Origin of the sequence: Dinghuibacter silviterrae, assembly GCF_004366355.1 — a bacterium.
GTDB lineage: Bacteria > Bacteroidota > Bacteroidia > Chitinophagales > Chitinophagaceae > Dinghuibacter > Dinghuibacter silviterrae.
Genome location: NZ_SODV01000002.1, coordinates 2,066,801 through 2,078,576 on the forward strand (window position 1 = coordinate 2,066,801; position 11,776 = coordinate 2,078,576).

The window sequence follows — 11,776 nt, forward strand, 5'->3', positions numbered from 1 at the left end:
GTTAAACCCCTCTTAGGTCCGCTGGAAAACTGCGTACTTTGGGGCGTTTATGCAAAAGACTTTCCTCCTTATACTTTTTTTCGCGCTGTTGCTCGCGTCGGCCGCCCTGTCGTTTGCGCCCGCCGCCGCACAGGCGCAACAGCCTTCGCACACCACCACGGCACAGGCGCAACCGTCTTCGCACGCCGCCACGGCACGGGCGCAGCACCCTTCGCACGCGCCGGCCACCCGGAGGCCCGCGGCGCCGCCGCCCTTCTGGCTCTCTTACGCTGACGCCCGCACCAAGGCCGCCGGGACCGGCGGTATGTTCCTGATCCGCAAAGGCTCCTCTTTGGCAAAGGATAAGATTTTGGGTGGAAAAATGGTGATGGACAGTCTTCGCCTCCTGTGCGCCGCCGGCGTTTACCTCGCCCCGTCCGATACGGAGGGCGCCGCGGCCCTCGGAAACGCTGTTTTTGCCTACATCCTCGACGACGGTACGCCCCTGTACAGCTATTCTGCCCTTCGCGAGCCCACCGCCGAAACCTACCTCGATGGCCTGCGCGCCGCGATCGAACGCAAAAACGGCGTCCACAACCTCCGCCTCCTCGAAGCGGAACGCGTGCTCGGCGACAAAGACCCCGCCAACCTCGAAGACATCATCGCCGAAAGAAACCGCGAAGGCCTGCCCGCCGACAGCCTCCTGGACCTGTACGTAGACGGCCTGCCCAAGGATTCGGTGGGATCCTACCGGGTCCTTCGTTTCCTCGCCCTCCAGGCCCCGGTGTTGAACAGCACCGCCAACCAGGTTTTGCGCCAGGACGGCGACCTCTTCAATATCGTCTGGAAGAGCCTCACCATGGCCGAACGCATCCACATCAACAACGAGGTCATTGCGAAAACCCGGGCCAAAGCCGTCAAGGACCAAGACCAGGAGGAGGCCACGCTGGCCGCGACTTTCGCCGCCAATACCAACAACAACCCCACCGCCAAGATCAGGGCCTTTCAAGGGGTTATGCTGGAGTTCTACTATGGCGTGGCCGACACCAATCACTTCCTGGACTTCGCAAAGACCTACTACGACCGCTTCCTGATGCCCTTTAACGCAGACTCGCTCCGCCGCCAGGATTCGATCTTCCACCGGGCGGAGGACCTCTCCGTCGCCCGGTTCGTGGGGACGCAACTGGAGGTGGGGGCGCGGCGAATGGCGACCATGACCGCCGACAGCGCTTTGCTGCGGCAGGCGGGCGCCTGGGCAGACCGCGCAGTCGCGTTATATCCTTCCAGGGAAGCATTGGAGACGCAGGAGCGGCTGAGGGCGCGGCGCTAGCGGCGCAGCCACCGCCTAACGGCGGGTCCGATACTTCTTATTAACCTTCGGATTGTTAAAGTAAGCGTTCAACTGCTCCTCATTCATGTTCTCCGCAATTTCGAGCGGCACATCGATCAGTTGGAGCTGCACCTGTTTCAGGTCGTCCCGGATCTTTTTGATCTTGCTGGTGAGGTCGGGGTCGCGGTCCCCGATGGGCGCGTTTTCGTTGAGGGAGAATTCCAGTCGTTTGATGTTGGAGCGGATGGCGGAAGCGGCGTTTTGCTCGTAGCTTTTTGTCGGGGCAACGGCTTCCTTGACCGGCACCAGCGCGACACCCACGCTGGGGAGGATCGTGCCGGTGGGCTGCCCAGAGTTATTGGGGAGGGAACCCACCACGGTTCCGCTCAGGGCCGTGGCGGCGCTGGTCAGGTCGAACGAGGTGCGGGTGCCCTTGTTGTGTTTGATCTGGCGGTCCAGCACCATAAAGGTGTATTTGAGCTGGAGGATATAAAAGTGGATGCTGTGTTCCAGCATATGGTATTCGGTCATCCGTTCCGGGTAGTTGGTGGCAAAGCGGACCGTGATGTGCACCAGGGCGGTGTCTTTGTTGTAGAATTTGTCTGTCCCCACGAAGCTCAGGACCACGTTTTTTTCCTTGACAGGATCGTCTTCCCGGATAAAATCATACGGTACCCCCCAAACGAAATTGTCTCCGCATTTCTGGACCAGGGTAAACTTGTTGATCGGGGTGTTGCTGAAAAACTGAATGTTTTCGATGGGGAAGCTGCCGTCGTCGCATTGTACGGCAAAGCTGACGGTGTCGCCTTCCAATACCATGAGGTTGCCACCGGCCACGGATGGTTTCACGTGGGAGGGGATGATCTCGGTATTGTAAAACTGGATCATAAAGGAGGTGTCCACCCGGTCCTGGGGATTGTTGAGGTTTTGTACCCCCACGGACACTTTATAGGGGAAGTCGTATTTCAAACGGCCGGAAAGGAAAAAGCTTTTGTCGGCGCGGAAAGTCAGCAGGCCGTTGTCCTTGTTGATGCGCAGACCGACGGGGGAGTTCCGGAGGAACCAGTAATATCGTGAGGAATCCTTGTTTATTTCAAGCTTGTAGCTTAGGGTGGAGTCCACATGGATGGTGAAGTACGGGTTCAGATTGCGGATGCGGAGAGCGGTATCCGTCGCAACGGCGGGGAGGGGCAGGGTCGCCGGGGAAGTGGTGTCTTTGATAGTCTGGGCGTAGCTGGTTGTTGTGGTAAAGACCAGACAGATTCCCAGGGATAGTAGCGATTTTCGGTGCATAGTTACTTCCGGTTGCGAACGCGCCAAAGTTACGTATTTTTGAGTCTTAATCAACGCTTTACCCGTGTTTTAACGTTTTAGCCCCCCGTTTGTTGTGGACCGCACATCAAATCCTTTGTTAATTCGGGTTTTGTCAAAAACATTGTACGCCCAATTTGCGTTATATTTACAAGATGCAAAAATGGCTTAAGTCTATGTTTAGTAAGAAAAGTGTACCCATTATCCTAGTGTTGCTTGGTGTCGCAAGTGTATTGTACGCATTGAAGGTAAAATCCTTCGATAATCCCGCCTCCAAATACGAAAGGATATTGCAGACCGTCGGCGCTTTCCTCGAAGAAGGCCACTACAGCCCTCAACGCGTAGACGACGCGTTTTCCGAAAAAGTGTTTGACAAATTCATCACGACCCTGGACGGGGATAAGGGCTACTTCCTGAAAAAGGACGTGGACTCCCTGAAAGGCCTGTACGGGGATCGCATCGACGACGAGATGCATGGCGCGCCGCTGAAGTCGTTCTATGGCATCAGTACCGTCTACTCCCGCGACCTCGACCACGCCTCGCAGTTGTTCAAACAGATCCTGGCCCAGCCGTTTGACTTTTCCGTAAAGGAAGACGTCGATATGAATTACGATAAGATGTCGTTCGCCTCTTCCGACGCCGATCTCTACGACCGCTGGCGGAAGCGGCTGAAATACCTGGTTTTGGAACGGTATGTTGACCTGACGGAGGCCCGCGACAAGGAGAAGGAAGCCCGCGACAAGGGGAAGAGCAAAGATACCACCACCCTCAAGACCGACGTCCAGCTCGAAGCCCAGGCCCGGCTCGCGATCTACAAAATCATGGACCGGAATTTTACCCGTCTGAAAACACAGGAAACGGAAGACGCACAGTTCGACGGCATGGTCAACTGCATCACGAACACGATGGATCCCCATACCGACTTTTTCCCCCCCGTCGAGCGCCGTTCGTTTAACGAGTTGATGAGCGGTCACTTTTACGGTATCGGCGCCTCCCTCGAAGAGGATGACGCCGGGAACATAAAAATCGCCACCCTGGTAGCGGGTAGCCCTGCCTGGAAGTCCGGTCAGATCGCCGCAGGGGACATTATCCTCAAAGTAGCCCAGGGGAATGACTCCGCCCAGGACCTCACCGGGTACGCCCGCGAGGACGCTGTCAAGATCATCCGGGGCAGCAAGGGCAGCGTTGTCAAACTCACCATCAAAAAAGCCGACGGCAGCACCAAGGTGGTTGCCCTTATCCGGGACGAAATCCTCGTGGAAGATACTTTTGCCCGCAGCGCCACCATCAACGACAATGGACGCAAGCTGGGCTACATCTACCTGCCGGTTTTCTATGCCGACTTTGACCATAGGGACGGGGCCCGTTGTTCCGTGGACGTGGCCAAAGAAGTAGAGAAGCTCAAGGAAGAAAAGGTAGACGGGATCATCATCGACCTCCGCGGTAACGGGGGCGGCTCGCTGATGGACGTCGTCAATATGGTTGGCCTGTTTGTCAAATCCGGTCCTGTTGTCCAGGTCCGGGGCAGGGGAGACGCCCAGCCCTCCGTGATGAGGGACAATGACCAGGGTGTGCTGTATAGCGGTCCCCTCGCCGTCCTTGTCAACAGCAACAGTGCCTCTGCTTCCGAAATCTTTGCCGCCGCCATCCAGGACTACCACCGCGGGCTGATCATCGGCAGCGATACGTATGGAAAAGGCACCGTGCAAAGGGAAATCGAGCTCGATCCCCGGATCACCGGGAACTGGCCGAAAGACTCCGTCGCCGACCTCGGTTCTATCAAACTGACTCTTCAGAAGTTCTATCGCATCAGCGGCGGATCCACCCAGTTAAAGGGTGTCACCCCCGACGTGGCTATACCCGACCAAATGGAGTACCTCAAGGACCGCGAACGGGACAACCCCGACGCCCTGAAATGGGATGAGATCTCCAAGGCCGAATACGAACCGTGGAGGCCCGGGTACGACCCCGTGCTGATCCGTAAGGAAAGTGAAGAGCGCGTAGACCGCAATCCTTCCTTCCAGACCATTTCCAAGGACGCCCGCTGGCTGGCCGACCAGGACGACAAACGCTATCCCCTGGAGATGACCGCCTACAAGGACGAGAAGACCCAGATGCAAAAGATCTACCAGGAGTTGGAAAAGGTGCAGAAGCTGCCCTCACCCCTGGACATGACCCTGATGCCGATGCCCTCCTCGATCGGCGGCGCCCAGGATACCACCTCCGGCAAGGGCGCCATCCTGGCCGGCAGGAACCAGATGTTCCTCAACAGCTTTAAAAACGACCTGGAGCTCGGCGAATCCGTACATATCGTGGGAGATATGATCAAGCAGGGGAACCTTGCTTCGGGGAAGGTCAATTTCAACAACCAGCAGCAATAGACAACCAGCTATAGTGGAAGGGGCCCTGCGCATGTCGCGGGGCCCTTTCGTTTGTGGCCCGCGCTACGCGCGCGGCCGCCGCGCGAGCGGTCCTCCGGCGGGGCGGGCGCCGCCCGGCGCCTTTACAGCCCCGCCAAGACTCCTTGCACGGCGCTCAGCATCTCCGGCGTAAAATCGAGATGGGTCACCATACGGACCTGCGTGGGCGCAATAGCCACTGCGAGGATATCATGTTTGCGCAAAGTTTCTGACAGACCGGCGGCCGTATACCGCCCTTTAACTGTAAAAATGACAATATTCGTCTCCACGGGAAGGATGTCCGCTACGAAGTCTTTGCCCTTCAAGGCGTCCGCCAGTGCCTTTGCGTGTTTGTGGTCTTCTTCGAGCCGCGTGACGTGGTGGTCCAGGGCATATAAACCCGCCGCCGCGAGGTATCCTGCCTGACGCATCCCGCCCCCAAACACCTTGCGGATGCGGCGGGCGCGGTCGATGTCTTTTTTGCGGCCGACCAACACGCTTCCGACCGGGCAGCCCAGACCCTTGCTCAGGCAGATGGAAATAGAGTCGAAAACTTCACCGTATTGTTTGGGCGTTTCTTTCTTGTGAATCAGTGCGTTATAAATCCTCGCGCCGTCCAGGTGGAGGACAAGGCCGTGCCGGTTACAGACCTCCCGGATGGCCACGATCGAGGCCCAGTCGTAACAACTGCCGCCGCCGCGGTTGGCCGTGTTTTCCAGGCAAACGAGACGGGTAGGGGCCTTGTGGACGTCGTCGGGATTGATCGCCTCTTCCACCTGGAGGGCATTGATCTGTCCGCGAATGCCATCGATGGCACGCACCTGGCAGCCGGAATTAAAGGCAATACCGCCTCCTTCGTAGATATAGACGTGCGCCGATCTGTCGCAAATTACCTCGTCCGCAGGCTGGGTATGCATTTTGATAGCTATCTGGTTGGTCATGGTTCCGGACGGGCAAAAAAGCCCGGCCTCCATGCCAAACTCGGCTGCCAGACGGGTTTCCAGCTCGGTTACGGTGGAATCCTCACGGAACACATCGTCCCCGACTTTGGCCTGAAACATGGCGGTGAGCATGGCTTCGGTGGGTTTGGTGACGGTGTCGGAACGAAGGTCGATCGGCATAAAAATCGTTTTAGTACGCAATGTAGCGAATACGGGTCTTTCAGGCTATCCCAAACAGCTGTTAGTGAAAGTTTTGGTAAAACTACCGATCACGGCTATGAAATTCCGGTGTTGCGACGTATCTTTGCAGATAGTTTTTTTTGATTCCAATCATTTTGTGAAAACCATTGCATTGTAAGGCTAATTTTATCATATGAGGCAACTGAAGATTGCAACACAAATTACCAATCGTGATTCCCAGGCGGTTGAGAAGTACTTGCAGGAGATTTCCAAGATCCCGATGATCACTCCGGAAGAAGAAACAGTGCTGGCACAACGCATCAAAATGAGCGATCAGAGAGCGTTGGACAAGCTGGTGCAGGCTAACCTGCGTTTCGTCGTCTCCGTAGCGAAGCAGTACCAACACCAGGGGCTATCACTTAGTGACCTCATCAATGAAGGTAATCTGGGTCTGATTAAAGCAGCCCAGCGTTTTGACGAAACCAAAGGTTTCAAGTTCATTTCATACGCGGTATGGTGGATCCGCCAGTCCATCCTGCAGGCGTTGGCAGAGCAAGGACGGCTTGTCCGCCTGCCTCAAAACAAAATTGGCACGTATAACAAAGCCAACAAAGCCTACATGGCCTTCGAGCAAGAGCACGAGCGCGAGCCAAGTACGGAAGAGTTGGCCGAGATCCTCGAAATGAGCGAAACGGAGATCAACAACATCTTCCAAAGCAACACCCGCCACACCTCTCTCGATGCCCCCGTGCACGAGGCCGAGGATGTAGCCATGGGTGACCTGCTGGAAGGTGGGGACTCGACCGATGAGGACGTCATGCACGATTCTCTCCGCGCCGAGATCCGCCGGGTACTGAAATCCCTCAGCCCCCGGGAAGCAGAGATCGTCAACGCTTACTTTGGCCTGGACGGTGAAAACGGTGTGACCATCGAACAGATCGGTCAGAAGTACGACCTCACCAAGGAACGCATCCGCCAGATCAAAGAGCGCGCGATCAAACGCCTCCAAAAGGCCCGCTACAGCAGCTCGCTGAAAGCATACTTAGGGTAGTCTCTACGATACGTCAAAAAGCCGCCCCCAGGGGCGGCTTTTTGTTTTTGTACGCCGCCGCCGTACATTTGCCCCTTCAATTCCATGCACATGGCACAAGAGATAGAGCACGTACATTGTCTGATCATAGGCTCCGGCCCCGCCGGTTATACCGCCGCGATCTATGCGGCCCGGGCAAACCTCAAGCCCGTTTTGTACCAGGGTATACAGCCCGGAGGGCAGTTGACCATTACCACGGAGGTCGAGAATTATCCCGGCTACCCCTCCGGTATCCAGGGTCCGGAAATGATGATTGACTTTGAAAAGCAGGCATCGCGCATGGGCGCGGATATACGCTTTGGGATGGCCACGAAAGTGGACTTTTCCGGCAAACCGTATAAGGTGGAAATTGACGAGGAAAAGTGGATCAGCGCAGACGCCGTCATCGTCTCGACCGGCGCCAGCGCCAAGTGGCTGGGCCTGGAAAGCGAACAGCGGCTCAACGGTTTTGGGGTAAGCGCCTGCGCGGTTTGCGACGGCTTTTTCTTCAAGGGCAAAGAAGTCGCCATCGTAGGCGCGGGGGACACCGCCTGTGAGGAAGCGCTCTACCTGTCCAAGCTGTGCACCAACGTGCACATGATCGTCCGCAAGGGTGAAATGCGCGCCTCCAAGGTCATGCAGGAACGTGTCCAGAAGACGTCAAACATCATGGTCTATTGGCATTCCGAAACCGCCGAAGTGGTGGGGGGCAACAAGGTCGAGGCCGTACGCATCCGCAACACCCAGACCGGCAAGGAAGAAACCGTTCCGGTCAGTGCCTTTTTCGTAGCCATCGGCCACGAGCCGAATTCCAATATATTCAAAAGCTGGCTGGACATGGACGGCCAGGGATATATCCAAACGGTCCCGGGTACCAGCAAAACGAACCTGGAAGGGATTTTTGCCGCCGGTGACGTTCAGGATAAAATCTACCGCCAGGCGGTAACGGCTGCGGGCAGCGGGTGTATGGCTGCGCTGGACGCGGAGCGGTACCTGTCCGCGGCGGGTCTGCACTAGAATGCGGCCGCCCGCCGCCCTCTAAAACTTCGACAGATGACGATCCACCTCGAAAACCTGCGCTTCTACGGCTATCACGGCTTGTACGTCCATGAGCAAAAACTGGGGGCCTGGTTCGAGCTGGACGTCAGCCTGGAATGGCCCGATCCGGACCGCCCCATCCGCCACCTCCACGAGACCGTCAACTACGTTGCCGTCTATGACCTGGTCAAGGCCAGGATGGCGCTCCCTGAAGAGCTCCTGGAAACGCTGGCCATGGAGATGGCGCACCTGCTCAAGGATCATTTTCCGCAATTGTCCGGCGTCGGTATACGCGTGACGAAGATCAATCCGCCTTTGCTCAACTTTCAGGGGACGGTTGCGGTTGAATACCGCAAAAGTTTCTAAATTGGGGCATGCGATCATTTTCCAAATACCTATGGATCGGCCTCCTTTTCGTGGGGAGCGCCCTGCATGCCCAAACCGCCAGTGACATCACCGCCGAAGGCGATCAGCTCGTCAAAAGCCTGAAAGAGGAGGACGCGTACAAAAAATACAAGGACGCCCTCGTCATTCAGCCGGACAACCTCCACGCGCTGATCCAGTGTAGCTATATGGCCAGCCGCATCGGGAACCGGCAAGCCGACAAAAACAAGGCGCGAGAATTCTTTACCGAGGCCCAGGACCTTGCCGGCCGCGCCTTAAAGGTGGACAGCACCTCTTCCGAGGCGTATCTGATGATGGCCATCGCTGAAGGCCGGTTGGCACAGACCGAAGGGGCCAGGAAAAAGGTGGAATACGGCCGGGACGTCAAGAACTATTGCGACAAGGCGATAAAGCTGGATCCCGGCAACTACCGGGCGTACCACCTGCTGGGCGTCTGGAACGTGGAGGCCGCCCACATGACCGGCCTGGAACGGACGAGCGCCAAAGTCCTGTACGGCGGCATTCCGGACGCAACGGTCAAGGAAGGCCTCCGCTGTTTTGAGAAGTGCCGGTCCATTTATCCCGGCTTTCTCCTGAATTACCTGGACATGGCCAAGGCCTACAAGGAAGACGACCAGAACGAAAAGGCCCTGGGCGCCCTCCAGACCCTTGTGCGCCTCCCCGTGCAGACCGAGGACGATCCCGCGATCAAGGCGGAGGGGAGGAAGATGCTGGATGCGATGCAATAACCGCTTATGATAAAGCTTTGCTGTGTGGTGGCCGCCTGCCTGCTGGCAGCCGGAACCACCCCGAAGGCGCCCGGCGCCCACCCAACGCTCGATCCCCATCCCCGGGTAGAGAAGGTATTGGGCGCCGACATTTCTTTCCTCCCCCAGTTGGAAGCCGAAGGCATGCATTTTTATGATCATGGCGTCCAAAAGGACGCCATCCGCCTTCTGAAGGACAACGGCTTCAATTACATCCGGCTCCGGATTTTTGTACACCCGGCCGCGGACAGCGGTTATTCCCCGAAGGGATATTGTGGGCTGCACGACACAAAAAAGATGGCCCTTCGGATAAAAGCCGCCCACCTCAAGTTTCTCCTGGATTTCCACTACAGCGATACCTGGGCCGACCCAGGCAAGCAATACAAACCCCACGCCTGGAGGGGATTGCCCGTAACCGCCGTGGCCGACTCCGTGGGCGCCTATACGCGGGCCGTCCTGGAGGCGCTCAAGGCCCAGGGTACCCTTCCCGACATGGTGCAGGTGGGGAACGAGATCAACCATGGACTGCTGTGGCCGGAAGGCGGGAGCGCCCACCTGGACACCCTTGCGGAATACCTCAGGGCCGGTATCGCCGCGGTCCGGGAAGTGGCCCCCAAGGCAAAGGTCATGCTGCACATCGCTTGTGGCGGTCAAAACGCCGAATCCCGGTATTTCCTCGACAATATGATCCGCCGGGGCGTTGTTTTCGACGTGATTGGAGAGTCGTACTACCCCCAATGGCATGGAAGCCTGGACGACCTCCGGAACAACCTCACCGACCTGGAGACGCGTTACCACCAGGATGTCATCGTCGTGGAATATACCCAGCGCAAAAAAGAGGTCAACGACATTGAATTTGCCCTGAACGGCAAACACGAGCTGGGTACCTTTATCTGGGAACCCCTGAACACCTGGGAACAGTTTATCGATCGTAATGGACGGACCGTAGATTCCCTTATCGACATCTATCCAACCGTTAAGAAAACTTATCATATCCCTTGAAATTCACCCGCAATTCCTTCCTTTACGTTTTCCGGATCATCCTGGGCTGTCTCATCTCCTGGTGGGCGCTGGCCTTGCTGCACATCGACCGGCGCGAGTGGGCGCTGATCACCGTGATCATCGTCTCCGAACCCGACTTTGAAAACCTCCGCAACAACACCATTTCGCGGGTCATCAATACCCTCGCCGGCTGTGCGGTGGGCCTGATTTTCCTGCTGTTGACGGGCGTGACCTTTTTGTCGATGATCCTGGGCGTGACCGCGTCCATCCTTATCAGCACTTCATATCCCAGGTATCCAAGCAGTTGGAAACTTGCACCCGTTACCGTGGTCATCGTCATGGTGCCTTCCGTCATGTCGCAGGCCTCCTTGTCTAATGCGATCGTCGTGGCGCTCACCAGGGCGGGGGAGGTGCTTGTCGGCTGTGTGGTGGCCTTTCTCCTGGGGCTGATCTTTGCGCGGCTGCACCGCTTGCGGATGCCGTTCCGGCGGCGCTAACCCGCGCGCCGCACCAAACGCCGCCTGGCGCACCAATCGCCGCGCGCCGCCCCGAACGCCGCGCCGCGCACTACACCGCCACGCCATGCTACACTACATCGCCACGTAATGCTGCACTACACCGAATCGCGCGTCCGCACAATCAATCATAACTTCCTCATTCAGAACGCTCATTCCTGTAGGGAATATCCTTCGGACCACTGATTAACTATTGTTTAGCACCCCCTTTGCGTACGGATAACACGTAGTCCCCGTTTGTCGTCCTATCTTTGTTCTCACAACGATTAGGTGTTATTCATAGGTTAGCAAACGGCCCGCTTTTCCAAGCGGGCCAACTTTAAAAAACCTTACCTCCTCCCGCCACTTTATTTGGAAACCGAATTACTCAGGATACAGCTTACTTTTGCGCCCGCAAGAGACATGAGAGAGTGCGCTATTCCAATATCCTTTACGTGTTTTTGTTGTGCTGCGGGGCATGGGGCCCCAGAGAAAAACCAATTTTTTTACTACCGTCTATGTCGACATAAAGGTGTTCCTGCCCGGGAAACGGGCGATTCTGTATTCTTGAAAAATCCCAAAATAAAATTCCCTCTCCAAAACGAGAGGGTTTTTTATGCCAGTTATTAACGGCTCATTAATAGGCGGTTAGCTTTCAGATAACACCACAATGGGGAAACGTACTGTAACTTTGTTATCACAACGATTAGGTGTTATTCATAGGTTAGCTTTTCGGCCCGCTTTTCCAAGCGGGCCCTTACTCAGAAAACAACGAATTCTACATAATTATTCCCACGCCCGCCTCCTGATGGAGGTTGGGGAGCCTTACTCCTCCGAAGCCGATAGAAAAATACCCCACTGGCACACAGTGGGGCTATTTTT

At 56.5% G+C, this 11,776-nt stretch carries 10 protein-coding genes; 8 read left to right on the plus strand and 2 right to left on the minus strand.

The window, feature by feature from the left end; genetic code table 11:
- The first annotated feature begins 49 nt into the window (after positions 1–49).
- Entirely contained in the window at positions 50–1,309 is a 1,260-nt protein-coding gene (locus tag EDB95_RS25650) for a hypothetical protein (RefSeq protein WP_133999421.1), read from the plus strand.
- A 15-nt stretch (positions 1,310–1,324) separates the two neighbouring features.
- On the opposite strand, the gene EDB95_RS25655 is transcribed toward EDB95_RS25650, so the two are convergent.
- The gene (locus EDB95_RS25655; RefSeq protein ID WP_133999424.1) at positions 1,325–2,602 is read right to left on the minus strand and encodes a hypothetical protein; all 1,278 of its coding nucleotides are present in this window, start codon (positions 2,600–2,602) and stop codon (positions 1,325–1,327) included.
- A gap of 173 nt (positions 2,603–2,775) precedes the next feature.
- On the opposite strand from EDB95_RS25655, the gene EDB95_RS25660 reads away from it, so the two are divergent.
- The gene (locus EDB95_RS25660; protein ID WP_246073786.1) at positions 2,776–5,001 is read left to right on the plus strand and encodes a carboxy terminal-processing peptidase; all 2,226 of its coding nucleotides are present in this window, start codon (positions 2,776–2,778) and stop codon (positions 4,999–5,001) included.
- 122 nt (positions 5,002–5,123) lie between these two features.
- On the opposite strand, the gene EDB95_RS25665 is transcribed toward EDB95_RS25660, so the two are convergent.
- Entirely contained in the window at positions 5,124–6,140 is a 1,017-nt protein-coding gene (locus tag EDB95_RS25665) for a threonine aldolase family protein (protein WP_133999427.1), read from the minus strand.
- Positions 6,141–6,333: 193 nt separating this feature from the next.
- On the opposite strand from EDB95_RS25665, the gene EDB95_RS25670 reads away from it, so the two are divergent.
- From EDB95_RS25670 to EDB95_RS25695, 6 genes are all read left to right on the plus strand, one after another.
- Positions 6,334–7,191 carry a sigma-70 family RNA polymerase sigma factor gene (locus tag EDB95_RS25670; protein WP_133999430.1) on the plus strand — a complete coding sequence of 286 codons (858 nt, stop codon included), beginning with the start codon at positions 6,334–6,336 and terminating at the stop codon, positions 7,189–7,191.
- Between the two features lie 90 nt (positions 7,192–7,281).
- Complete coding sequence (trxB, locus tag EDB95_RS25675; RefSeq protein WP_394346394.1) at positions 7,282–8,226, plus strand: thioredoxin-disulfide reductase; 945 nt, start codon at positions 7,282–7,284, stop codon at positions 8,224–8,226.
- Positions 8,227–8,262: 36 nt separating this feature from the next.
- Complete coding sequence (gene folB, locus EDB95_RS25680) at positions 8,263–8,613, plus strand: dihydroneopterin aldolase (protein ID WP_133999436.1); 351 nt, start codon at positions 8,263–8,265, stop codon at positions 8,611–8,613.
- A gap of 8 nt (positions 8,614–8,621) precedes the next feature.
- Positions 8,622–9,380, plus strand: coding sequence for a tetratricopeptide repeat protein (locus EDB95_RS25685; protein ID WP_133999439.1), 759 nt, complete (start codon positions 8,622–8,624; stop codon positions 9,378–9,380).
- A gap of 6 nt (positions 9,381–9,386) precedes the next feature.
- The gene (locus EDB95_RS25690; RefSeq protein WP_133999442.1) at positions 9,387–10,400 is read left to right on the plus strand and encodes a glycoside hydrolase family 53 protein; all 1,014 of its coding nucleotides are present in this window, start codon (positions 9,387–9,389) and stop codon (positions 10,398–10,400) included.
- Positions 10,397–10,897: an FUSC family protein gene (locus EDB95_RS25695; protein ID WP_133999445.1), complete on the plus strand. Its 501-nt coding sequence runs from the start codon at positions 10,397–10,399 to the stop codon at positions 10,895–10,897. The genes EDB95_RS25690 and EDB95_RS25695 overlap by 4 nt, the downstream gene beginning before the upstream one ends.
- The last annotated feature ends 879 nt before the right edge of the window (positions 10,898–11,776 follow it).